At 49.8% G+C, this 24,146-nt stretch carries 23 protein-coding genes and 2 pseudogenes; 8 read left to right on the forward strand and 17 right to left on the reverse strand.

Features of this window, described 5'->3' with window-relative positions; all coding sequences use genetic code 11:
- Positions 1-107: 107 nt before the first annotated feature.
- Positions 108-833: a two-component system response regulator RstA gene (gene rstA, locus EJO50_RS14400; RefSeq protein WP_125975314.1), complete on the reverse strand. Its 726-nt coding sequence runs from the start codon at positions 831-833 to the stop codon at positions 108-110.
- A gap of 156 nt (positions 834-989) precedes the next feature.
- Complete coding sequence (locus EJO50_RS14405) at positions 990-1,235, reverse strand: YfhL family 4Fe-4S dicluster ferredoxin (RefSeq protein WP_099399701.1); 246 nt, start codon at positions 1,233-1,235, stop codon at positions 990-992.
- A 310-nt stretch (positions 1,236-1,545) separates the two neighbouring features.
- On the opposite strand from EJO50_RS14405, the gene EJO50_RS14410 reads away from it, so the two are divergent.
- Both EJO50_RS14410 and EJO50_RS14415 read left to right on the forward strand, forming a co-directional pair.
- Positions 1,546-1,944 (forward strand): YidB family protein, encoded by a 399-nt coding sequence (locus EJO50_RS14410; RefSeq protein WP_125975316.1) that lies wholly within the window; start codon positions 1,546-1,548, stop codon positions 1,942-1,944.
- 629 nt (positions 1,945-2,573) lie between these two features.
- A pseudogene (locus EJO50_RS14415) lies at positions 2,574-2,711 on the forward strand (IS3 family transposase); the annotation flags it as partial.
- A 39-nt stretch (positions 2,712-2,750) separates the two neighbouring features.
- On the opposite strand, the gene EJO50_RS14420 reads toward EJO50_RS14415, so the two are convergent.
- From EJO50_RS14420 to EJO50_RS14435, 4 genes are all read right to left on the reverse strand, one after another.
- Positions 2,751-4,076, reverse strand: a complete 1,326-nt coding sequence (locus EJO50_RS14420) for an NAD(P)/FAD-dependent oxidoreductase (protein ID WP_125975318.1) — start codon at positions 4,074-4,076, stop codon at positions 2,751-2,753.
- Between the two features lie 88 nt (positions 4,077-4,164).
- Positions 4,165-5,124, reverse strand: coding sequence for a lysylphosphatidylglycerol synthase transmembrane domain-containing protein (locus EJO50_RS14425; RefSeq protein WP_125975320.1), 960 nt, complete (start codon positions 5,122-5,124; stop codon positions 4,165-4,167).
- A gap of 54 nt (positions 5,125-5,178) precedes the next feature.
- On the reverse strand, positions 5,179-6,150 hold the full coding sequence (locus tag EJO50_RS14430; protein WP_125975322.1) for a glycosyltransferase family 2 protein: 972 nt from the start codon (positions 6,148-6,150) through the stop codon (positions 5,179-5,181).
- A 45-nt stretch (positions 6,151-6,195) separates the two neighbouring features.
- Positions 6,196-8,214, reverse strand: coding sequence for a DUF2298 domain-containing protein (locus EJO50_RS14435; protein ID WP_125975324.1), 2,019 nt, complete (start codon positions 8,212-8,214; stop codon positions 6,196-6,198).
- 519 nt (positions 8,215-8,733) lie between these two features.
- On the opposite strand from EJO50_RS14435, the pseudogene EJO50_RS14440 reads away from it, so the two are divergent.
- Positions 8,734-9,339 (forward strand): annotated as a pseudogene (locus EJO50_RS14440) (DMT family transporter).
- 159 nt (positions 9,340-9,498) lie between these two features.
- Here EJO50_RS14440 and EJO50_RS14445 read toward each other — a convergent pair.
- The 3 genes from EJO50_RS14445 to EJO50_RS14455 form a co-directional block, all read right to left on the reverse strand.
- Complete coding sequence (locus tag EJO50_RS14445) at positions 9,499-9,915, reverse strand: LysR substrate-binding domain-containing protein (RefSeq protein ID WP_125975326.1); 417 nt, start codon at positions 9,913-9,915, stop codon at positions 9,499-9,501.
- On the reverse strand, positions 9,908-10,891 hold the full coding sequence (locus tag EJO50_RS14450; RefSeq protein ID WP_125971014.1) for an IS110 family RNA-guided transposase: 984 nt from the start codon (positions 10,889-10,891) through the stop codon (positions 9,908-9,910). The genes EJO50_RS14445 and EJO50_RS14450 overlap by 8 nt, the downstream gene beginning before the upstream one ends.
- A gap of 181 nt (positions 10,892-11,072) precedes the next feature.
- Positions 11,073-11,603 carry a LysR family transcriptional regulator gene (locus EJO50_RS14455; protein WP_206434404.1) on the reverse strand — a complete coding sequence of 177 codons (531 nt, stop codon included), beginning with the start codon at positions 11,601-11,603 and terminating at the stop codon, positions 11,073-11,075.
- Positions 11,604-11,764: 161 nt separating this feature from the next.
- Between EJO50_RS14455 and EJO50_RS14460 the strand changes: the two genes are divergently transcribed.
- From EJO50_RS14460 to EJO50_RS17560, 3 genes are all read left to right on the forward strand, one after another.
- Positions 11,765-12,835, forward strand: coding sequence for an alkene reductase (locus EJO50_RS14460; RefSeq protein ID WP_125975328.1), 1,071 nt, complete (start codon positions 11,765-11,767; stop codon positions 12,833-12,835).
- 418 nt (positions 12,836-13,253) lie between these two features.
- Positions 13,254-13,532 (forward strand): EamA family transporter, encoded by a 279-nt coding sequence (locus tag EJO50_RS17555; protein WP_233702292.1) that lies wholly within the window; start codon positions 13,254-13,256, stop codon positions 13,530-13,532.
- The gene (locus tag EJO50_RS17560) at positions 13,466-13,738 is read left to right on the forward strand and encodes a hypothetical protein (protein ID WP_233702302.1); all 273 of its coding nucleotides are present in this window, start codon (positions 13,466-13,468) and stop codon (positions 13,736-13,738) included. Before EJO50_RS17555 ends, EJO50_RS17560 begins: the two co-directional genes overlap by 67 nt.
- A gap of 140 nt (positions 13,739-13,878) precedes the next feature.
- On the opposite strand, the gene metK is transcribed toward EJO50_RS17560, so the two are convergent.
- A complete protein-coding gene (gene metK, locus EJO50_RS14470; RefSeq protein WP_125975330.1) occupies positions 13,879-15,045 on the reverse strand; it encodes a methionine adenosyltransferase in 1,167 nt (388 codons plus the stop codon).
- Between the two features lie 139 nt (positions 15,046-15,184).
- Between metK and EJO50_RS14475 the strand changes: the two genes are divergently transcribed.
- Together EJO50_RS14475 and EJO50_RS14480 are read left to right on the forward strand one after the other, a co-directional pair.
- On the forward strand, positions 15,185-16,093 hold the full coding sequence (locus EJO50_RS14475) for a lysophospholipid acyltransferase family protein (RefSeq protein WP_125975332.1): 909 nt from the start codon (positions 15,185-15,187) through the stop codon (positions 16,091-16,093).
- A gap of 106 nt (positions 16,094-16,199) precedes the next feature.
- The gene (locus EJO50_RS14480) at positions 16,200-17,018 is read left to right on the forward strand and encodes a lysophospholipid acyltransferase family protein (RefSeq protein WP_233702103.1); all 819 of its coding nucleotides are present in this window, start codon (positions 16,200-16,202) and stop codon (positions 17,016-17,018) included.
- Between the two features lie 42 nt (positions 17,019-17,060).
- Here EJO50_RS14480 and ptsP read toward each other — a convergent pair whose 3' ends face one another.
- From ptsP to EJO50_RS14515, 7 genes are all read right to left on the reverse strand, one after another.
- Positions 17,061-18,788: a phosphoenolpyruvate--protein phosphotransferase gene (gene ptsP, locus EJO50_RS14485; RefSeq protein ID WP_125975336.1), complete on the reverse strand. Its 1,728-nt coding sequence runs from the start codon at positions 18,786-18,788 to the stop codon at positions 17,061-17,063.
- A gap of 139 nt (positions 18,789-18,927) precedes the next feature.
- Positions 18,928-19,200 carry an HPr family phosphocarrier protein gene (locus tag EJO50_RS14490; protein WP_125976544.1) on the reverse strand — a complete coding sequence of 91 codons (273 nt, stop codon included), beginning with the start codon at positions 19,198-19,200 and terminating at the stop codon, positions 18,928-18,930.
- A gap of 86 nt (positions 19,201-19,286) precedes the next feature.
- Entirely contained in the window at positions 19,287-19,688 is a 402-nt protein-coding gene (locus EJO50_RS14495) for a PTS sugar transporter subunit IIA (RefSeq protein ID WP_125975338.1), read from the reverse strand.
- A 127-nt stretch (positions 19,689-19,815) separates the two neighbouring features.
- The gene (locus EJO50_RS14500; RefSeq protein ID WP_125975340.1) at positions 19,816-20,844 is read right to left on the reverse strand and encodes an FAD:protein FMN transferase; all 1,029 of its coding nucleotides are present in this window, start codon (positions 20,842-20,844) and stop codon (positions 19,816-19,818) included.
- Positions 20,841-21,791: a glutathione synthase gene (gene gshB / locus EJO50_RS14505; RefSeq protein ID WP_125975342.1), complete on the reverse strand. Its 951-nt coding sequence runs from the start codon at positions 21,789-21,791 to the stop codon at positions 20,841-20,843. Before gshB ends, EJO50_RS14500 begins: the two co-directional genes overlap by 4 nt.
- A 341-nt stretch (positions 21,792-22,132) precedes the next feature.
- Positions 22,133-23,395: a glutamate--cysteine ligase gene (gene gshA / locus EJO50_RS14510; RefSeq protein ID WP_125975344.1), complete on the reverse strand. Its 1,263-nt coding sequence runs from the start codon at positions 23,393-23,395 to the stop codon at positions 22,133-22,135.
- Between the two features lie 94 nt (positions 23,396-23,489).
- The gene (locus tag EJO50_RS14515; protein ID WP_125975346.1) at positions 23,490-24,104 is read right to left on the reverse strand and encodes a TetR/AcrR family transcriptional regulator; all 615 of its coding nucleotides are present in this window, start codon (positions 24,102-24,104) and stop codon (positions 23,490-23,492) included.
- Between the last annotated feature and the right edge of the window lie 42 nt (positions 24,105-24,146).

Here is a 24,146-nt window from a genome sequence, read left to right on the forward strand (position 1 = left end):
AGCTATCGGGTTTGTTAGCGAGCGGAAGGGGATCTGGCACTTTTGATCTTTGATCTGCATCCGGGCTAAATCAAAGGTTAAAAGTGCTTTGCTTGATGGCTAAAAGTTTATTCCTGCCACCAGATATCGGTGGCAAATAAATAGCCTTTGTGACGAATTGTTTTAATTTTGCGAGGCTCGTTAGGATCGTCATCCAGTTTTTTGCGTAAACGGGAAATAGCTACATCAATACTTCTGTCCATCCCGTCATATTCAATCCCGCGTAGTACCTTTAACAAGTGATCGCGCGACAAAATATCACCTGCCTGGCTGGCCAAAGCCCAGAGTAAATCAAAATCACCGGTTGATAAGCCCAGCGCCTCACCACGATAACTGGCCGTACGGTTACGCAAATCGACTAAAAGCTGGCCAAAATTGAGTGTGGAGCGATCCGGGGCAGGTGCGGTATTCGATACGATTGGTGTTCCGCCTGCCGTTTTGCGCAGATGGGCCCGGATTCGGGCAAGCAGCACCGAGGGAGGGGTGGTTTTTACCACATAATCAGTAGCGCCAATTTCAAAGCCCAGAATCTGATTCATATCGCTATTGAGCGAGGTGAGCAAAATAACTGGCCCTGTCCAGAATTCGCGCAGCTCGCGGCAAAGAGTCAGGCCATCTTTACCGGGTAGCATAATATCGAGCAGAACCAGGGAGGGCGGATTATCACGTACTGCTTCAACCAGGCTACTGCCGTCGGGCAATACTTCAATATTAAATTCAAACGAGCGTAAATAACTACCAATCAGTTCCGCCAGTTCAGCATCATCTTCAACAAAAAGAATGCGGTGATTCATTTGAATATTCTCTGGAATGGGACAGTGGGTTAAATGACTCCAAGCCGTTCGGAGGGTTTGAGCAGATGTAAAAGCTGCTGTTGATGCCAATATTTGCGAAACGCAAGCCCCAGGCTATCGGGAGCGGGAGCAGTGCATTTCGCTTTGAAATATGCTTTATGCGCTGATAATCAGGTACTTTTTGTGTAACTCTTCCTTGGTTTCCTGGTGTTCAGGGTCCAGTGGTATACAGTCTACAGGGCATACCTGCTGGCACTGCGGCTCATCGTAGTGGCCGACGCATTCGGTACAGAGGTTGGGGTCGATGACATAAATTTCATCGCCTTGGCTGATGGCGCTGTTCGGGCATTCCGGCTCGCAAACGTCGCAATTAATACATTCATCGGTAATGATTAGGGCCATGATGCTAAATCCTTGGTAATGCAATAAAAAATAGATGCGCAAATTGTCCCATGTTCTGCCCTGCTACGACAACGCTGCTGTAAAAATGTCGGACCAACAGAGGGGATAATGTTGATTATTGCACCGTCTGCGGAGTCAGGGCGCTGTGATTAGTGCTTTTACATGAATGTAGGGTGTTTACATTTGTCCGGACAAACTTCTTAGATCTTGTGGCTTCTAGATAAAATGGTGTTTTGATTCACTATGGCCTGACTGCTTATTTCCTTTTTAGGGCAAAATAGCTGTTTATACATTTTATGGAGTAAATCATATGGGACTTATAGATCAGCTGGCTGGGCAATTATTAGGTGGAAAAGAATTGCCGGAAGGCTTCGCGCAGTCCTTATCAGGCCTTCTGGAGCAGCAGGGTGGAGTTTCCGGTTTACTGGAAAAATTTCAGAGTGGTGGTTTATCCGAGCTGGTTCAGTCCTGGGTAGGAACTGGGGATAATTTACAGGTGAGCAGTGAGCAAATTCAGTCTGTGCTTGGAAACGAAATGGTAGCTTCGGTTGCAGAAAAGCTGGGAATTGATCCTACTGATGCCGCCGGAAAAATTTCTGAATATCTGCCTCAGCTGGTGGATAAACTTACACCTAATGGTGAAATGCCGGAAGGTAATAATGTTTTGGCGGCCGGACTTGATATGCTAAAGGGCAAGTTATTTGGCTAAGAGTTGGATGCTGAACTACACCCCAAAAGTTGGATTCCCGTCCGCACTTTTGGGGTGTTTTTATATTCAGGTACACAACGCAATTCAAGCTTTTTGTAGTTCAGGCCAAGTAATATGGCATTGGGTCGAGCCTATTTTGCCGGTGGGTCATGTCGTTTTGCCAGCATGGTGAACCGGGTTTAGCTCCCAAACATAGTCTTACGACGCCGTATTCAAGCTCTCTGTTCCAGCTCATGTGAGAGAATCATCTTGCTAAGGAAGAAACTGCCGCTTATTTTGATATCCGCGGCTCCGGTTGCTTAAGCCAATGGACTACACAGTATCGCGCTGGCGGGATTGTTGCCCTTGAACCCGCGCCTAAAGGCCGAAAGAAATCACCTATGCCCGTCGCCAAGAATAACACTGAGTCCCTGCCGATTGATGATGAAACCCGCAGTAGTGAAAAACTCATTGCATAAGTCAAACGCCTTCGTTTAGAGAGGTGGCCTACATAAAAAAGCACAATGCCTTAGTTCAAGCCAAGGCCCAATCGGCGTAGCAGAAGCCATAAAAATAGTGTTTGAATTAAGGTCACAGCCTTCATTGGCTGATTTGTTGAAATGAAGACATTTTGCAGCATTAAGTAACTGGAAAAAGGGATTGTGGAGTATATCCACTACTACAACCATGACCGAATCAAGCTGAAATTAAAAGAGCTAAGCCCTGCGCAGAGCTCAGCCCTTGAGTGCCTAACTTTTATGCTGTTCAACTTATTTGGGTCTGTGTAGTTTTCAGGGCTTTTGTAATGGCTGCTTATCTTGGTTGAATCAGGGCTGGATTAAGTCACTTAAATGTCGTCCCATTCTGCGGCCTTCACGAATCGCGTAATTGGTGCCCCGGTCTTCCGGGTAAATTTGTGCCATTGAAGCTAAAAACAGCCCGCGTTTAGGGCTTTCGCAAGCCGGGATCAGCTGGCTGTAGTGTTTTTCAACTACAGGCTGCGCCCAGCGTGCATGCCATACATGGTGCTTTTTAATCCATGCCTCTTTAAATTTGGGGAACATCCGTTTTAGGTGGGGTAGGGCAAAGGCGAGCAGCTCGTCATCACTCATTAAATAAAGCTTATCGGTGTGTGGCAGGTATTTGGAGAGATAGACAATGTGTTTGCCATCGTAATCTTTAGTGCTCTGGAAATTGGTATGCTCAATTACGCCTACAAAGGGAAAGCTCGGGTCGTTTACATTGAGCCAATAGGTGTCAGATAAGGAATGATCCAGCTCCAGCACAAGACAAACATTGGCCAGGTAGTTAATGCGGCGTAGCTTGGTCAAATATTCCGGGCTTGCCCAGTTTTCGATCATATTGGCTAATAGTGGCAGGGCTGGCGTAGAGATCACTCTGTCGGCCTGAATATCCCCGCTTGCTGTTTTAATCAGCCAGCCGCCGTTAGCCGGTGCAATAGAGATAACAGGGCTGCCGGTTTGAATTTTGCCGCCAAGCTGTTTAACTTTGGCTGCAAGTGCCTCAACCAGAGCAACAAATCCACCTTTAAAGTAAGCCAGCCGCTCTTCTCCGCCTTTACCCCGGCTGCTGCCGCGCAGTTTGAGTTTGTTCCAGAACCAGACCGCTGAAACCTGATCGGCTACTGCTCCAAATTTTCCGCGTAATAATGGTTCCCAAACGATTTTATAAACGTTTTCTCCGCCTAACTCCTGTAACCATTCAGCAGCAGTTTTGTTTTCCAGCTCCTGCCAGTTTTCGACTTTGCGGGCTTTTAAGGCGAGTAGTCCCAGATGAATTCGGTCCGGGAATGCGAGTGGTTTAAATCTAAGTAAATCCCAGGGGGTGGAAAGCTTGAAAAACTGGTTGGCAAAATACATACCGGTATTGCTAGGGTTTATTTTTACTTTGTCGCAAAGGTTAAGCTCTTTAATTAGCTGTATAACTTCCAGATCATTGGTAAACCAGTGATGATAAAAGCGATCCAGCTTTTCCGATTGCTCGCCAATATCAAATGCGGCTGCCAGCCCGCCAATATCTGCTTCTGCTTCCAAAACAACAACACTGATGCCTGCCTGGCTTAATTCATAAGCAGCAGCGAGGCCGGTAAAGCCTGCGCCGATGATGGCGACTTGGGTATGCGGGGTCGTCATATTTTACTCCATGAATTAATCTGTCCGCTGGTAGCCGCAAGATGGGTTAAGTTCTGGGTTTGTATAGCAGTTCGGGTAGGCGGGTTTGTCATGTTTTGTTCCGTGTGATCAGTAGCCAGATACCACCCGCTAAGGTCGGGGGCAGCCAGATCAGTAAGTGGGCAATAAGGGCAAAAGCTGTAGCAGGTACGGTATCGTTTTGCGTTAGTGTCATGGCAAGGATGGCAAAGTAATCAAACGTGCCCACATAGCCGGGGGTGCTTGGGATTAATGTGGCCAGTGTGGCCAGCGGCAGGGCAAACCATGCGCCCGCACTATTGATTAGCCCCGGCATGCTTTGCGCGACGCACCACAAAGTGATTCCCTCTAACCCCCATACAATCAGGCTGATGGTAATTAGCGGCAAAATGCGTTTCCCGCCAAGGGCAGATAGCAGTTTGATGGCGTCTGCCGCTTCGTCAGCCAGATGATGTCCTCTATTGGGCGTTAGCCTGTGGATGAGCCGCAGGCCGCCATCAATACAGATTTGTAGCCAGCGGGGGAAAGCCAGTAACACAAAAATCAGCAGGGCGATGAGCGCGGTACCACTTGCGCCTACTTTGCCCAAAGTTGGCAGGTTATGGATATCAAAGGCCCACAGGCCGAGTGCCAGAAATAAGAGCAGGCTGGCCAGATCGAGCAGTCTTTCTACAAATAAGGAAGCGAGTATCTGGCCCGGGCCGGTACCGAGCGTCTTGTTAAATACAAAAACGCGGGCCAGATCACCCGCTCGAAAAGGTAAAACATTGTTGAGTGCAAGGCTGCTTAAAAAGGGTTGTAAGCAGGCGCGCGGTGTGGCGTTCGGGCTGCTGGTACGCAGCATGCTGCTCCAGCGTGCTGCCCGGCCGATAAGCCCGAGCGAAAAAATGATTAATCCGGCAAGCAGCCACAGCGGATTGCTGCTTTTTATGGCTGCGATAAGCTGGGTGCCATCAGTTTTCCGAAAAATCAGCCCAGTCAAAATAATGGCAATGATGAGTCCAATCACGGTACGGATATGGCGTTTCATAAAGGTTCTTTAAAAGGTGCGGCTGCAATCTTGCTGCTTATGGTTATTCATCAGTTATTTTCTATCAACGATGGGGCTGCGTGAAAAAGCGATTTCTTCACTAAAGCCACAATACTCTTGCACAACATAGAGTGGCCTTTGTTTTGATTCTTTATAAATACGCCCAATGTACTCGCCTAAAATGCCGATGCAAATCAGTTGAACCCCGCCCAGAAACAACACGGCGATCATTAAGGCTGTCCAGCCTTCTACCCAGATATTGGTGAAGATGCGCAAAAAGAGCGCATAAAAAATACCAATCAGCGCCAGCAGTGATGCTCCCATTCCCATTGCCATGGCCAGCTGTAAAGGTTTGGCAGAGAAAGACATAATGCCATCGCTGGCAAAACGAATCATTTTGGGCAGCGAATATTTACTTTTGCCTGCAAAGCGTTTGGAGCGCTGATAAGGTAGTGCAACCTGTTTAAAGCCTGCCCAGCTGACCATGCCGCGCACGAAACGATCTCGCTCGGGCATGGCTTTGAGTGTGTTAACCACGGCACGGCTCATTAGCCTGAAATCACCGGTGTCCAGCGGGATAGCAACATCCGAGAGGCGATTTAGCAGCCGGTAGAATTTTTTGGCCGTGGTGCGTTTAAATGCTGTTTCGCCGGGTCTGTCGGTGCGGGTGCCGTAAACCACATCGTAGCCTTCCTGCCATTTTTCCAGCATGCCGTGGATGGCTTCGGGCGGGTCTTGTAGATCGGCATCAATTAGCACAACGGCATCACCGCGTGCAGCGTCAATACCTGCGGTGACTGCAATCTGGTGGCCAAAATTACGTGAAAAACCAATCAGGCGAATACGATGATCGTAGGCGGCGTGCTGTTTTAAGATACTGCGTGTGGCGTCTTTGCTGCCATCATCGATAAAAATAAACTCTATATCCAGATCATTTACTTCTTCGCTGAAGGTGCTAAGCCGCTTGAGCGTTTCAGCAATGACTGCTTCCTCGTTATAACAGGGCACGATAATTGACAGTAGCATCTCGTTATCCTCGGTCATTGGGGCCGTGCTTATGTGGGCTCATTATTATTTTTGTCGCTTAACCCAAAGCCCTATGCGGGCTTCGGGTGTTTCCAGGAACGGCCGCCAGTCATATCCAGGGGCAATGGCCGCATTAATTGTTTGCCAGGCAGGCGACGAACTTTCAGGCCTGCCCCAGATCACGTACTGCACTTTGTTTTGTTGCAGCCAGGCGAGCGGATTGCTTTGCACGCCTGAATAGAAATCTTTAATTTGCTGATTAAGCAGCCAGACTTGCTGAGGTGCGCCGTGCCACAAGCTGACATGATTAGGCCAGCCGAGCAAAGAAGGTTGCCGCGAATACAGCGAGAATAATGTTTGATTGGTATAAGCATCGCCCAGCCAGTTTTCCAGCACGATGCCCTGGGGGGCCTGGCTTAGATAGCGGATGGTGTCTTTTACCGGTGCATCATTACTAAACCAATGTGTGCCAGCGAGCTTGCCCAGATCACCCTTAGGCGTATGCCAGATATATTGTGCCGTGTTGATGGCATAGCTGCAGGTCAGTAGCAAAACAGCGGCGGCGGTATTGCGTACCCAGCGTCTGCCTGATCCTAAAGCTATTGCACCTGTGCTCAGAAGTGCTCCGCTCCACATCCAGCCCCACCATTTCATCGTGGTGTTGGTGCGCTCGAATTTAGCTGCACTGGGGTCGTCAACAAAGATAAATTCCCCCAGAAGCAGCATGCTGGTAAAGGCAATGACGAGGGCGAGGGCAAGCGGGCGCTGGCGTTTTTCGGTAAGGGCGAGGGCAAATAGTGTAAATAGCGGCCAGAGTAGTAATATAAACCGGCTAACCGGTGTTCGGTCAATGCTGTGCACAAGACGGATTGGCGTGCCGATAGCCTGGCTGGCAAAGCCTGAGAGGAAAGGGTAAATCAGTAAAAATCCGAGTATGCCGCCTGTAAAAATGGCGCTCCAGTCTGGCGGGTTTTTGTTGTAATGCCGCCAGCCTGCCCATGTAAACAGCAGCACGGCCAGCATGGGGGTGATCCAGGTATTGGTGATCAGCATAACCGGCAGCGTAAGGGCCAGCAGGCCTTGGGCGAAGCGGGCATGGAGGATTTCTTCGGGCTGATCGCCGCGTTTTTGTTCCAGCCATGCAATCAGTGTCAGTGCTAAAAACAGTAGAAAAAAGCCACCCAGCGGTGGATGATAATCGCCAAGGAAAAACTGATAACCAAAGTTTTCCAGCGGTAAATCGCGCGCTTCAAAATCTGGTGCAGGCTTGGTTTCTGGGGTCAGTAAGGGGAAAAGCCGCTGGCCAAGATCTGTATTTACCCGTGCATCGTAGCTGCCGATAAAACGCGCACTGGCCCACATCTGATCATTGGCTTGCCAGCTGACAGGGGTATCACTGGCGGGGGAAACAAATAAATTTAAAAAGGGTGAAACGCCGGTTCCTCCCAAAGCAAGGGCAATAATCAGGACAAGGCGATGCAGGTGGCCGCTAACAAAGCGGGTAGTGAACTCCCAGGCAAGGCTGAGGCCCAGTGCCATTAGAAGTACAAAGGCGAGGTTATAGGCAAAGCCAATATCCCAGCCAAACAGTCGCCCCATCAGCGCTGCACCGTAATGCTGAAAGGCATAGTAAAAATCAAAGCGATGACCTGCAAACCAATGATCGGGCGGCGGTAAAAGGCTGCCTGAATAATAATTGGCCATAAAATAAAGATCAGTAACACGCTCGGATGTAGGATAAATAGCCGGGAATATAAATTTCCAGATAAGCCCATAGGCCAGTGCAAATAGAAAAGCAATTTCTGCCGCTTTAAAACGGCTGCCTGTGGCTTCTTGTTTAAATAAATAAAGGGATGATGTGGCAAGAATTGTCGTGATTGGCCAAATACTATTTAGATTACCCAGGCCTATAAAATGCTCAATAAAAAACATCATAAGCGTAATCAGGAGCACGCCTGATGCTCTGGCTATCGGATAGGGCAGCCAGTGGCCCAATACTAAAGTTAGCCCGGCCAGATGCAGCCACAGCAAGGCAAGGCTGGTGGCAAGGTGAATCATCGTCATTTATGAGCATTCCTTCTTTATATTCAGGCGATGAGCGCTTGAGCCTCGTTTTTATCCTATTTCTGCATGAATTACAAATGCCAATTGCCGTTTCTTATTGATGCCGGTTGTATGAATTCCCCCATCTTCTGTACATGGGTAATGCATATAATGGGGTAATTGAAAAAAATGGTGTTTTTAATTGCAGGTCCGGTTGATTTTTATGCTTTAGGAATAAAAATGGCACCTTGTTTTTGCTGGCGGCTGTGTTTCGGGAGGCAAACTGATTCATCGTATGATCGCTGATGGGGGGCTGACCAGACAAGATTCTTGAAAGGTCTGCTGGTAGCGAAAATATCGTGGATTTGTGTGGGCGGGCTTAAATCTGTGTTGGGTGTTTTCACTTTAACTTGCCTGCTTTCAAAGATGTAATATCTGGTTTGCTGTGCTTGCATTCAAAAAGACAAGTTTATACTGGCGGCCATTTATCTTTTTTAGAAAGAAAGCGTTATGCCCATCCTTTTTCCCCTGCTTGCGGTCATGATCTGGGCCACTAATACCGTGGTTTCTAAAGCAGCAGGTGTGCTTGATCCTGGCGCCATTTCTTTTTATCGCTGGCTTCTGGCGGCCCTAGTGTTAACACCTTTTTGTTTTAAGACTCTCTGGTAACAACGGCGCGCTATTAGGCCTTATTTAGGTAAATTTCTTGTATTGGCCCTGTTAGGGATGGTGCTGTTTCAGTGCCTTGCTTATTACGTAGCGCATAGCACGACTGCGACCAAGATGGGGGTGATTACGTCTTTGATTCCGCTTTCATTTTTGCTGCTGAATGCCTTAATCACAAAAACAAGGCCTGGTGCCGCAGCCGCTCTGGGGATTTTTTGCTCATCCTGCTGGGTGCTGTCTCTGCTTGATAAGGGCTATCCTGTCAGCTTGCTTGCCAGTGGAATAAATCATGGCGATATGCTGATGCTGATTGGCACCGTGGCCTATGCACTTTATGGTATTTTTCTGCGTCGCTGGGCTTTACCTTTTAGCCATTGGCATAATTTATACATACAGATTGTGCTTGCTGTGCTGATCTTGATTCCGGTGGCGTTTAGCGCACAAACGATGGTGGGTGATGCCTCCGATCGGTTGAGCTGATGGGTACCTTTGAGACTCATCTCTTCATGGTATCCATCGCCGTTCACTGCCCTCGTTGCCACTCCGATCGCGTATAGAAAATGGTTTACAAATAAAAAACTGACATTTAGTACAAAGCTGTGAGGACAAATTCACCGCCAGCAACACACAAAAATGTGCTTATCCCTGCCCCAGCCGTTCTCGCAGGAACTCGATGAAGCGCTGCGTCTTTGCGGGTAACAGCCTAGTTTCGGTAATAGCGTAGACGGGTACGGGTACACCTTGCCAGAGGGGAAGAACCCTTTGTAAGCGCCCACTAGCCAATTCGTCCGCCACCATGGCCTCGGTCGTTAACACAATGCCCAGATCCAGTGTGGCCAGTCGTCGCATCATGCCCACGCTGTTAAGCTGAAATCGGCCACCAACTTCAATTTGCATGTCGGTTTGAGTTGTTGGGCAGTTCAGCGTCCAAGCTTTTACGGTCCTGAAACCTAGGCACTCGTACAGTGACAAGTCGGCGGGCTGCAGCGGTTCGCCCGCGCTGGCCAAGTAACTAGGCGAGGCATACAGGTAGATACCGTCTTGCCGGTCAAGCATTTTGATACTCAGCTTGATACTTTTTCTGTGTTTTCAGCACGCCGAAGCTCAGGTGTACCAGTTTGCGCATGCAAGCGCCCAAGGCAGACATTTTGCTCTTGCCTCGGGCAAGCAAACGTTCAAATAAGGCTTTGACGTGGGGGTTGTATTTTGTGGCAACAATAGCGGCCATATAAAGTACTGCACGTATTTGCGAAGGGCCAGCTTTGGACAGTTTAGCGCGACCTAATAGTGACGAACCTGATTGTCGCTCGACCGGCACCAAGCCCAAATAGGCCGATAGTTGTTCGGCTGTATTGAACTGATGCATGTGCATCACAGCCAACAATTGTGTCCCACTTTGCGGTCCAATTGCAGGGATGCTTTGTAGTAAATCCAGGTCATTTTTCAGTCCTGGATGGCGGTCGATGTGATCGTCGATTTGGCTTTGCAGCTTTTTGAGTTGCGCGTTTAGAAAGGCGATGCTGTCGTTAATCGACTGATGAATCAGCTCTGGTGTAACAGTCGACTGTGCTTTTTCTTGGCGATTTTGTTCGCGCAGCAAGTCTTGCAGAATCGCTTCGCGGCGGGCAAGAAACCCTTTCAAAATGCGGGCTTCGGGCGGCGGAGGCAGCCACGCGGCAGGGTTAATCATGGCGCAGTAACGTGCCAGCACTTGGCTATCAACGCCATCGGTTTTGGTGCGAACAGCGAGGCCTTGGCCAAAATGTTTGACCTGTGCGGGATTGGCAATCGAGACGCACACGCCAGCATCATGTAGCAGCGTAGCGGCTAATTCGTGATACACGCCAGTGGCTTCCATGGTGACGTGCAACTGATCATGAGGGATGTGATTTTTAGTCAGCCAGGCCAGTAAATCGGCGAGACCTTTGGCGGTATTGGTAACGACTTTGGCTTTGCCTTTGAGCGGGTCAAGCTGGGTTAGCAAATAACAATCGAGTTTAGCTTTAGCCACATCCATACCAAGATAAAACATGAGAACTCTTCCTGTAAAAAAGCCTAATTCGCCCACTTGCCTTGTGCATACAGGGTCAGCGCCCTTGGCTACCGTTCAGTGTCTGATTTGGCGAAAGAAGAGAGGCGAAGGGTTTGATCTACAAGAGAAGGTCAATGCCTTAAGGTTGGGCCCAAACTCACTTTGCCTCGTGTGGTAGTAGCTAACCACCACAGGGAACAAGATACAAGGGAACAAGATACAAGGTTGGGAGGCTGGCCAGTTTTCGGGCAATTAAGCCTGAGTCTTGGGGTTCCCCCATACGGATGGCTACGTCAAACGGCTCGGCCACCAAATCCGCCCGCTGTGGTGTCAGGTCGAAATCAAAAAGGATGCCAGGGTAGCTGCGGGCAAATTCGGCAATCAGCGGGGCCAAGTAAGTGGCCGCAAAGTCTACGGGTAACGAGGCGCGCAGCACCCCGCTGGGTTGAGCCAGAAGGTCGCCCAGTTGTTCGTGGGCCAGTTTGGCTTCATCCACGATGCGTTTGCAGTGTTCGTAGTAAATCTGCCCCGCCTCGGTCAACTCTAGCTTGCGGGTGGTACGGCGTAGCAGGCGCAGGCCTATTGATTTTTCTAGCGTGCTGACGCGCCGCGACAGGGTCGAGTTCGACACTCCGATGGCATCTGCCGCGCGACGAAAGCTCATGGCCCGCACTACTTCCACAAACAGCGCCATGTCGTTCAATAACGCCATCTAATTGCCTCATTTTTGGAACAATGATTTCCATTTTACCTCCTTTATCCCCAAAATGATTTCAAAGAGAATGGTGAGTATCAACACCTTTGCAACGCAGACCTAGTGGGCTGCATGCAAAGTTATATCTAGTCACTCTACAACTTTCAAAGGAACACGCTATGAGTCCATTGTTTACCCCCGTTCAGATCGGACGCTATACCCTTGTCAACCGCATGGTCATGGCTCCTATGACCCGCTCACGGGCCGATGAGGCCGGAGTGCCCAGTGACCTGACAGTCACCTACTACGCACAACGCGCGTCGGCGGGTTTGATCATCAGCGAAGGGGTGTTCCCTACTGCCATGGGCAAGGGTTACGTCAACACGCCAGGTATCGAAACCGAAGATCAGGTCACTGCTTGGAAACAGGTGACTGAGGCAGTACATGCACGCGGTGCCCGGATCTTCATGCAGTTGATGCACTGCGGTCGAATTTCGCATCCGTCCATGTTGCCCAGTGGTGCACTGCCTGTTGCACCATCGGCCATTCAGCCCAAGGGCCAGGTTTGGACTACTACTGGTCAGCAAGATTTGGGCACGCCCCACGAATTGAGCCTGCTGGAAATCGCTCAAGTGATCGAGGATTATCGGCTAGCTACCCGTCGTGCATTGGCTGCGGGGTTTGACGGCGTGGAGTTGCACGCCGCATCGGGCTACTTGCCGGAGCAGTTCCTGTCGTCGGGCAGCAATCAGCGTCAAGACGCCTACGGCGGCTCGGTCGCCAATCGCGCCCGCTTTGTGCTCAAGGTGCTGTCAGCCATGGTGGCCGAAGCTGGTGGCGACCGAGTCGGCATCAAGATTTCGCCCGAGATGGGATTTAACGACATCATCGATGCCAATCCAGAGGAAACCTACACCTATCTAGTAGATCAGCTTCCACAATTCAATCTGGCTTACCTGCATGTAGCGCTGTTCGGCGCCAAGGTGGACTACCACGCCTTGCTCAAGCCCAAATTCAACAGCGCCTATCTGTTGGGTGGTGGATTGGATCAAGCCACCGCTGAAGCAGCACTTGCCGCAGGAATGGCCGATGCCACGGTGTTTGGCAGCGCCTTCCTAGCCAACCCAGATCTGCCAGAGCGTTTCCACAGAGGTGCTGCGCTCAATACGCCCGATAAGGCCACCTTCTACACGCCAGGCGAGAAGGGTTACACCGATTACCCGACGCTGAGCGGGTCAGCAACCGCTTGAGACCTGCCCCATGACCTGGCCCTTATCCCGTTTTAACGGATACGTCCTTAACGTAAGAAGAGGGAGTATGTAAAACTGCACCAGGAAATCAGGAAATGGGCACCTATAAAATCCCGTATTTGGGAGGGAATGAGGTCGATGCATGGAATCATGAAAATTTAAAATTTGGGCATGTTACTCATGATAGCGATCCGACCAACTTGGTCGCACTTTCCTTAATACATATAAATTGATTGTGTGCATTTTAAATTATCTAACGAGGTAAGCACGCATGCGCACTAATCAAATGTTTGAGGCCTGCTGGGAATAACGGACACCTCCAATCCTGTAAAGTCAGTGTATGGAGGTAGTGATGAGCAATGTCATGGTGTCCGTCATTGACACAAGCTTCACTTCAACTGATTGGAGGCATTACCCGATGGTGATTCCGGTAAGGGGAATAGGCCTGGTTCTGTTTGCAGGGGTTGCATCATCTTTAATTGCTGCCTATTGCTGGATGCGAGGCGTACATCACCTGGGGGCTGATCGTACTGCAGTATTTATGCATTTGCTGCCATTATCTACGGCGTTAATAGCGATGTTTGTTCTTGGGGAAAAATTCAGAGCTTTCATTTACTGGGAGGCGGTTTGGTGTTGCTTGGCGTTGTTCTGGCACAAATTAAAAGCAGGTCATTTTTTCTATTACAAAATAATTTAAATAGAGCCTGCCGGATTTATGGATTGAGTGCCGGAGCAAATGACAAATCTGAATTAGGTTACACGCTTTTTAAAGTGAGCCTGTCACCTGTTTCTAAGGTGGGAATTGAGGTTTTGATGGGCCAATTGTTTGGTGACGTTCCGCTAGAAATAATGGCGTGGTCAATAAAAAAACGGGGAAGCCAAGGAGTCCCCGTTTTATTTTAAGGCTGGATTCACTGGGCTTGATATATTGCTTACAGCCCCGCCGCAGCGCGCAGGATTTCAACTTTATCAAGTGCCCTCCCAGGAGAAATCTGGCTGTTGCGCGTCAGCTACCACAAGCATAAGCCAGCTGTTTCCCCGGTTTACAGCCCCGCCGCAGCGCGCAGGATTTCAACTTTATCCGTACGCTCCCACGAAAAGTCTGGCTCTTCACGACCAAAGTGACCGTAGGCCGCTGTGCGTGTGTATACCGGGCGCAGCAGATCCAGCATCTGGATAATGCCTTTCGGGCGTAAATCGAAGTGCTGTTTGATTAGCTCAACAATTTCGTGCTCAGGTAATTTACCCGTGCCCCATGTGTCTACCATGATCGATACCGGTTGTGCCACGCCAATTGCGTAGGACACTTGCACCAGACACTGCTTGGCAATCCCTGCTGCAACGATATTCTTTGCTACATAACGGCCAGCATAGGCCGCTGAGCGGTCTACTTTGGAAGGGTCTTTACCCGAGAAAGCACCGCCGCCGTGCGGGGCTGCGCCGCCGTAGGTATCTACAATGATTTTACGGCCGGTTAAACCGCAATCACCCATCGGGCCGCCGATGACAAAACGGCCAGTCGGATTAATCAGGTATTTGGTACCGATTAATAACTCTGGTGGAATCACAGGCTTGATGATTTCTTCGATTACCGCTTCGGAAAGCTGGGCGTGGCTGACATCCGGGTGGTGCTGGGTAGACAGTACAATGGTATCAATGCCAGTCGCCATGCCGGTGTCTTTATCGTAGCGAACGGTCACTTGTGATTTAGCGTCCGGGCGCAGCCAGGGCAGGCGGCCGTCTTTGCGAACTTCTGACTGGCGCTGCATTAAGCGGTGCGAGTAGTAAATCGGCATTGGCATCAGCTGTGGTGTTTCATCGCAGGCATAACCAAACATCAGCCCCTGGTCGCCAGCGCCCTGGTCTAAATCCAGGCCCTGGCCTTCGTTTACGCCCTGGGCGATGTCCGGGCTTTGCTTGTCATAAGCCACCAGCACCGCGCAGGTTTTGTAATCAAAGCCAATATCGCTATGGTCGTAGCCAATACGCTTGATGGTATCGCGGGCAATCTGAATATAATCCACATTGGCATGCGTGGTAATTTCACCTGCCAGTACCACAAGGCCGGTATTGACTAGAGTTTCGGCAGCAACGCGGGCGTGTTTGTCTTGCGTCAGAATAGCATCGAGGATGGAATCCGAGATCTGGTCTGCCACCTTATCTGGATGGCCTTCTGAAACCGATTCAGAGGTAAAGAGGAATTCTTGCATTATTGTTTCCCTGTTCAATGAGGGGTTTACTAAGATTTTTTTCATAAAGTGATTTGTTACATGTGTCTACAAATGACTTATTGCCCTAAACGCTTAGTAACCGCCTGTTTTGCCGGTAGAATCCGGAGCCTGCCCTTGGATGCGTAAAAACCTGATGCTGCTGCTAAAACCTATTGCTTACTTGCCCCTATGGCTATTTCATGGCCTTGGAGCTTTGCTTGGCTGGCTGGCTTGGCTGTTATCGCCACGCTACAGACAGCGTTTGGCTGCCAACTTGCAGCAGTCGGGTATTGCACAAAATGGCGGAGATTATAAGCGATTGCACCGCTTAAGTGTGAGTGCCCACGGTATGGGGGCTGTAGAACTTTTACCAGCCTGGCTTAGAACGCCGGAGCAGGTTGGCCGCTGGGTGAAGGAACGCGACGGCTGGGAGCATGTTGAAGCGGCAATGCAAAGTGGTCGCCCCATGATGTTTGTATCCCCGCATCTTGGTGGAATCGAAGTCTGTGGTGTGTATATAAGCACACAGATCCCTTGCGTGCTGGCCGCTTTATACCGGCCCCCAAAACTTAAGTGGCTGGAGCCTTTGATGGTGACAGGCCGAAACCGCGCTAATGGCCGCGCTGCACCCGCGAATGCCAGTGGCGTAAAGATCTTACTTCGCACCTTAAAAGAGAAGCAAGCCATTTATATACTCCCGGATCAGGCTCCTGGGGCCGGGGAGGGGGCTTGGGCTCCATTTTTTGGTAAGCTTGCTTACACAATGACATTATTACCGCGTTTAAGTAAATCGACCCAGCCAGTGATCCTAATGTGTTTTGCCGAGCGTTTATCCTGGGGGCGAGGTTTTAAAATGCATTTTGCACCTCTTGATGAAGCATTTGGAGGCGATGCACAGGCCGATGCGCTGATTTTGAACCGTAATGTAGAAGCGATGGTACGCCGTGCGCCAAGCCAGTATTTATGGAGCTATAACCGCTACAAGCATCCTGCAGGCGCGCCTTTGCCGCCTGATCTGGCGGAAGAAGGAGAGGGGGCCGCAAAGTAGCCCTGTTTTTCTTACGGATAATTAGATTGTTTAATGAGCTGTTTTATCTTTCAGGTATCTAATGGTTTATCGTTTTTTACTACTGTTTTTTTGGTGTCTAAGTTGTTTGCCCCTATGGCTGCTGCGCCGTTTTGGGGCAATGCTGGGCTTTGTCTTATATTACGCAGTTAAAAGCCGCCGCCATGTCGGGCTGACCAATTTAAAACTGTGCTTTCCAGAGTGGGCAGCAGGGCAGCACGAGCAGATTCTTAAGCAGCATTACCGTGAGTTTTGTACCTGCATTTTTTTCTATAGCAAGCTGTGGTTTGGTTCCCGAGCACAGGTTGAAGCTCTGGTTCGTCGTGAGGGGTTTGAGCATTTTACTGCCGTTGAGGATCAGCATCTTATTTTGCTGGCACCGCATTTTCTAGGTATGGATTTTGGCGGCACACGCCATATGGTGGATCACCTTGGTGCAACAATGTATTCATCTGCTAACGATAATGCTTTTGATCTGCTGCTATTACGCGGGCGGCAACGCTTTAATCATCCGCTGCTGGTAAAGCGCAGCGAAGGCATACGGGGTATTTTGCGGGCCATCAGGCAGGGTGTGTGTTTTTACTATCTGCCGGACCAGGATCTGGGCCCGCGTGAGTCGGTGTTTGTTCCTTTCTTTGGGATTCAAACCGCAACGGTACCGGGGCTTTCACGCCTGGCGGGTTTGGGGAAGGCCAGAGTGGTGCCGGTTATTACGACGCTGACCCAAGAGGGATTCGTGTGTCGTTATTATCCGGCCTGGGAGCGTTTTCCCAGTGAGGATGTGCTGGCAGATACGGCACGCATGAATGCATTTATAGAAGAACGGGTGCGTGAGCACCCATCGCAGTATTACTGGTTGCACCGTCGCTTTAAAACCCGCCCCGAGGGCGAGGCGGGCTTATATTGAGGCTTACCTGGTTTTGCCAGATTCCCCTGGCCTTTGCTGGTGTCAGCTATGCAGCTGTTGTAATAATTCCCGCAGACACTGGCTGTCTTCAGCCACCAGCATTTGCTCCACCAACGGTTTGATTTTATGCATCTCGCCAGTCAGGATTTCCTGTTTTACCTTAAGCAGCTGAATCGGCAGCATAGAGAAGCGCCTTAAGCCCAGCCCCAGCAAGAGCCGTGTTAAGGCCGGATCCCCTGCCATTTCCCCGCACATTGATACCGGCTTGCCAAGGCGATCGGCGGTGCTGATCACATGATGCAGTAGCTGAATCACGGCCGGGTGCAGCGGATCATACAAATGGGATACCGAATCATCGTTGCGATCCACCGCCAGCGTGTACTGGATTAAGTCATTGGTGCCGATTGAGATAAAGTCGAGATGGGCCAGAAATTGCGCCACTTGCACGGCTGCCGCAGGTACTTCGATCATCCCGCCCAGCTCGATATTTTCATCAAAAGCGATATTGTCTTCGCGTAATTGCGCTTTGGTCTCTTCTAAATGCTTACGTGTTTGCCTGACCTCACCCACATAAGAGAGCATGGGAAGCAGCAGCTTGATCTTGCCATAGGCTGACGCACGTAACAGGGCGCGTAGCTGGGTACGAAATATTTGCGGCTCTGCCATGCAAAGGCGTATGCCGGTGAGGCCCAGGGCTGGATTCGGAGCTTCTCGCTCCTGCTGCCATTTTGGTATTTTATCTTTACCCAGGTCAACGGTACGGATAATCACCGGCTGGCCTTTCATGGCTTCAGCAACTTGTTTGTAGGCGAGGAACTGTGCTTCTTCGGTGGGTAAATCGGCTTCGGACAGAAATAAAAACTCGGAGCGAAACAGGCCCACGCCACTTGCACCGTTTTCTATGGATAATTTGCAATCATCAGGTACTTCAATATTGGCAAACAGCTCGATTTCTTCACCATCTTTTGTGATGGGGCGGCTGGTGCGGATGTCTTGCAGTGCCCGTTGTTTTTTGAGCCAGCTGGCTTGCAGGTGACGGTATTCTTTTAAGATGGTTTCATCTGGATCAATGATCACCACACCGCTGATACCATCAACAATGATCAGCTCGTTTTCACGAATCAGCTCGCGGGCATGGCGCAAAGCCAGTACCGATGGCAGATCAAGGCTGCGGGCCAAAATGGCAGTGTGTGAAGTCGGGCCGCCCACATCGGTAATAAAGGCAAGGTAGGCCGTGTCTTTAAACAGTACCATATCGGCCGGACTAAGATCATGCGCAACCAAAATACAGTCGGGAGCAATTTCAGCCAGGGGATGCGAGTGGTTTTCGTGGCCGGCAAGGGTTTTAAATACCCGCTCTACTACCTGGATCACATCACTGCGGCGCTCGCGCAGGTATTCGTCTTCGATTTCATCAAACTGGGCAAGTAATACTTCCAGTTGCAGCTTTAGCGCCCACTCGGCATTGCAATGCTGTTGTTCGATCAGAACGCGTGGCTCTTTGGAGAGCATATGATCATTGAGCAGCATAATATGCAGTGATAAAAAAGCACCCAGCTCGGCAGGGGCATTTTCGGGGATACTGCCCCAAAGCATTTCCAGGGACTTGCGGGTGACGCGAATGGCATCATCAAAACGGGCGAGTTCGGCGGGGATGTCGGCAGCGGTCAGTTGATAGTGAGCAATTTCGATATCGGCATGCGATATAAGGTGAGCTTGCCCGATTGCAATCCCTCCTCCAATACCAATTCCTTGCAGCGTAATGCTCATAAACCTTCCTCTTTTACCACTATGTACGGTGGTCGCGGTCGTTATTTTGAGAACAAAACTGATCTGAACTATTCCCGGTAATGCCTGTTTATTGTAATTTCAGCTAATGGTGTAATAGTGCTCCGGTTTTATTCTGGTTTTATTCGCCTTCACCAAATTTGTCTGCAATCAGGGCTGAGATTGCCGTCATTGCACTTTCTGTGTCAGGACCGTTGTCAGTTTCTAGCAGAATTTTGCTGCCTTTGCCCGCTGCCAGCATCATGACGCCCATAATTGATTTTGCATTCACGCGTTTTTGGTTGCGACTTAGCCAGACTTCGCATTGAAACTGGCTGGCCAGCTGGGTGAGTTTGCTGGATGCTCGGGCATGTAAGCCCAGTTTGTTGATGATTTCTACTTCATTTATTGGCATATCACTTATTTCCTGAGCGCTGCTGGGCAGCATGAATGCTTTATAAATCGACTGAAATGGCTTTGCTGACGGTATCTTTATGTCGCTTATTTCTGGGTATTGTCGGGCAGCATATAAAGCACACCTTCCAGGCCTCCGGTAATGGCTTTGCTGACGACCACTTCCAGCGCCTGATGGCTGTAGCTAAGAGTTCTCACCAGCATAGGCAGATTCACGCCGGCAATGGCTTCCACTTTGCCGGCCCTGACCAGGCGCTGAGCGACATTGGATGGCGTGCCGCCATAAATATCGGTAAGCAGCAGCACACCAGAGCCATCATCTAAACGGCTGATCATTTCGCTGGCACGCTTTACTACCTCGTCGGGTTCATCTGCTTTACTTACTGATAATTGTAGTAAGTTTGGCAAATCCCGCGCCATAATATGTTGAGCACATGAGACCAGAGCTTCACCTAAAGACACATGTGTCACGATGATAATGCCGACCATACCTTATTTACCTTAGCTTGTGTAAGTTTGATGTTATTAAAATACAAGGAAGCAAGATACTACGAATATACCGCTTTTATCTTACATTAGGCACTGTTAATGTTTGTGAAACAAAGCTCAATAAAGCCTAGCGCAAGCGGTAAATATGCACCGGGGGCTTAACCCACGTCAGCCGCCGTTGTAAATCTGCTGTTATATAGACACTGCCATCATTACTCACGATGAGTACGTCTTGCAATCCAAAACGCTTGGCATGGCGTAATGTATTTCCTATGCCATCGATAAAAATGGGTTTGGTGGCCGCATCAGAGATCGCTCCCGCTTCCAGGCTGGGCGGGGCAATGACGGTTGCCGCCTCCATGGTCGTGGCGGGTTGCCCGGTTCGCGGGTCGATTAAATGTGAGTAACGCTTGCCTGCAACTTCAAAAAAACGCTGATAATCGCCGGATGTACCAATGGCTTCACCATCTCTTAAAGCAATTGTGGCCATTGCTTGAGGTTCTCTGGGGTGTTGGATGCCCACCACCCAGGGCGTTTGGTCTTTTTTACCCAGCGCCAGCACGTTGCCACCGATATTAATCAGTGCATTGTTTACCCGGTGTTTGCGTAAATAAGCGGCGGCGCGATCCAGCGCCCAGCCCTTGGCAAAGCCGCCGGTATCAATTTTTACTGCCGGATTACTACTGCTTACCGTTGTGGCATCAAAGCTCAGATCGCTCATTTTGGCCTGGCTGGCCAGTAGCTTAGTAATGACTGTGCTACTGGGCAGTACCGCTGCGTAGTTGTCTTTATGAAAGCCCCAGGCTTCAACCAGCCCGCCCATAGCAGGGTTAAATAATTGATCGGAGCAATCTGCGTATTGGCTGGCCTGTTTAAGCAGTGCGGCAGTTTCGGTGTCAATCAGCGCTGGCTCACCCTTGGCAAAGCTGGCATTAATACGGGTAATTTCGGAGGGCAGCCAAGGGTGTAAACGGGTGTGGATACGGTCCAGGTCAGCAAATACCGCCGCTGTGTGTTTTTGTGCTACTTCCTCAGGCAAGCCCCAGATAGAGATCTGTACCCGTGTACCAAATACATAGCTTTCTTGCTGATAAATCGGTGCCTTGCTGCAGGCGCTAAGTAGCAGCAGGGTAATCAGCAAGAAAAGGGTCTTCATCGGGCGGAGTGCCTTTCCAGCGCATCAATAAACAAAGCTGCGACATTGATGCCTGATTGGGCGGTGATTTCGGCAAAGCAGGTGGGGCTCGTGACATTCACTTCGGTGAGGTTTTCACCAATCACATCCAGCCCCACCAGTAGTAAGCCTTGAGCTGCAAGCTGCGGCCCAAGTGCCTCGGCGATTTCCCGGTCTCTGGCTGTTAATGGTCTTGCTACGCCGCTGCCGCCTGCCGCCAGATTGCCGCGTGTTTCACCTGTCTTGGGAATTCGTGCCAGGCACCAGTCCACCGGCTTGCCATCGATCAGCAGGATGCGCTTATCGCCTTCTTTAATTGCTGCAATATAGCGCTGAGCCATGATGGTTTGTGTGCCATTGGCGGTCAGTGTTTCGATAATCGAGCCAATATTCGGATCTGCCTGTGTGAGGCGAAAAATTCCTGTGCCGCCCATGCCATCCAGTGGTTTTAAAATAATGTCACCGTGTTCGGATAAAAATGCGCGGATATCGGATTCTTGTTGGCTGACCAGGGTGGGGGCCGTGAACTGGGGAAACTTTAAAATGGCCAGTTTTTCATTAAAGTCACGCAGCGCCTGACCACGGTTAAAGAGTTTGGCTCCTTGCGCTTCGGCCAGGGTAAACAACTGTGTGGCGTAGAAATATTGCTGATCAAAGGGCGGATCTTTACGCATAATCACGGCATCAAAATCTTTAAGCGCCGTGATGGCGGTATCGCTCTGGGTATACCAGTCGTGGCCGTTTTGGGTCCCGGTAAAATGCAGCTGGGTAGCCTGTGCTTCGACGATGCCGTCTTTAACCCGCAAATTTTCAGCGCCACAGGTAAACAGCAAATGCCCGCGCGAATCAGCCTCGCGCATCATGGCGTAGCTGCTGTCTTTGTAAATTTTTAAGCTGGCAAGCGGATCAAGCACGACAAGGATTTTCATAGCGGCCTATTTCAATATTGAGGAAAAACTAAAAAAGTCTGTAGACACAGAGAAAGGCAAAAAACGATAAGAAAGCTAAGAGAGCGAAATCTCGAACCACAGAGGGCACGGAGTTTCATAGAGAAAAACGAGGACAGATTTGCTCTGTATTCTCTGTGTCCTCGTTTTACTATGTGGTTCAAGGTTTAGCTCTATATCAATACTAACTGAAGCCGCTTGCTAATCAGGAGCTTTAAAATATCATTCCGAAATGACGTTTTGCATCGGTTTTCTCGCTTTAGCTTTTCTTAGTGTTCTCTGTGTCTTAAGATTTTTTGATCTGAGTTTTAAGTTGTTAAAACTTATTCCAGCTCTAAAGACCCGGCCAGTAAGGCCAGTCTTGCCACCACGCCGTAGGAGTAGAAACGGTTGGCTTCACAGTCGGGCGAGCCGTCGCAATCGGGGGTGGAGAGCGGGGAAGCAAAGGCCAGTGGTACAAAGTGTGCGCCAGGTGCGTTTAGATTTTCGTCAATACCACGCCCGGTATGCACGCGGTAAAAGCCGCCAATCACAAAGCGATCGAGCATATACACCACAGGTTCTGCCACGGCAGCGTTGATTTGCTCGAACGTTGGCACGCCTTCTTGCACGATTACATCGTGTACTTCCATGCCTTCTTTAATAACGCTCATTTTATTGCGTTGCTTGCGGTTTAAACCCAGTAATTCTTCGCCGGATTTCACGCTCATAATACCCATGCCATAAGTGCCGGCATTGGCTTTTACAATGACGAAGGGGACCTGATTAATGCCGTGTTGCTCATACTTGATGCGGATTTTTTCAATCATCGTATCCACAGTGGCGGCCAGTTTGTCTTCCCCTGCACGGGAATGAAAATCCAGCCCGTCTACATGCTCAAAGTAAGGATTAATCACCCAGGGATCGATATCGACCAGTGCTGCAAATTTTTCGACAACCTTGTCATAAGCGGTGAAATGCTGGGTTTTACGGCGCACGGCCCAGCCTGCATTGAGCGGCGGCAACAGCGTTTGCTCGATATCTTGCAAGATGGCCGGAATGCCTGCTGATAAGTCGTTATTCAGTAGCACCACACAGGGGTCAAAGCCAGCGATACCTACGCGTTTGCCCATACGTACAATTGGCTCCAGTGTCAGCTGGCCTCCATCGGGTAAATCAAGCGTGGTACTTTCCGTGATTTCCGGGTTCATGCTGCCAAGGCGGACAACCAGTCCCGCCTGGCGCAAGATTTTTGCCAGTTCAGCCACGTTTTGCAGATAAAAAGTATTGCGGGTGTGGTTTTCCGGAATCAGCAATACGCGGCGTGCATCCGGGCAATAGCCTTCCAGTGCAATCATGGTGGCTTGTACCGCCAGCGGGTGAAATTCCGGGTTCAGATTATTAAAGCCGCCCGGGAAAAGATTCATATCGACCGGAGCGAGCTTGTAGCCTGCATTACGTAAATCGACCGAGCCATAAAATGGTGGCGTGTGCTCCTGCCACTGATTGCGAAACCAATGTTCAATTTCAGGCTGGGCCGCCAAAATCTTACGCTCCAGATCTAACAATGGGCCGGTGAGTGCAGTGGTTAGGTGCGGAACGCTCATTTTGGGGTATTCCTTAGTGGTTTCATCCGAAGTATATGTGGGCGCAGGGCGCTGGATTCAACTCTGTACTGCAGCAAATTCGCTTTGGGGCTGCTTATGCCTGGTTTTTCAGGCCGCAAAAACAGACTTCCAGCATGGCAGCAATGATGGCATCGTGATCCAGCTTGCTGTAAAGCTGTAAATATTCGACTGCCGGATCACAGGTTCTGGCGTAGTAGGCAAATAAAATAACATCGTCTGAAAGGGCAGCGCTGAGTTCCCCCTGTTTTTTTGCTTTCTTAATGATTTCCTCTATCTTTCCATTTAATTTTAACACTCTCATGACATACTTAAGATTTCGCGTCAGCATTTCGCGAACATGCGGGCTGGTTGAGGGCAGAAAAGGCATGCCCCCCTTTAGCCTGATTCTTAATGCCCATGCCAGTAAATCTTTTAGCTGTTGTATCGGGCTTAGCGATGCAGGCATGGATTCCAGATAATCCAGCGCCTCATCAATGAGGCGAATCATGGCCGCACCGACCAAATCTTCTTTAGATTTGAAGTGCTTATAAAGGCTGGGTTTTGAAATACCTACTTCCTGGGCAACATCATCCATGGTCATCAGGTCAAAGCCCTTGCTGGCCAGTATGGCGGTCGTTGCATCCAGGATTGCCGTTTCACGCAGCTTAAAGGCCTGATCTTTGAAACTTAATTTGTTTAAAATACTCATTAGTAATTAAAGTTACTCTGTGGTAGATTTAATTGCATGGCA

The organism is Iodobacter ciconiae, assembly GCF_003952345.1.
GTDB lineage: Bacteria > Pseudomonadota > Gammaproteobacteria > Burkholderiales > Chitinibacteraceae > Iodobacter > Iodobacter ciconiae.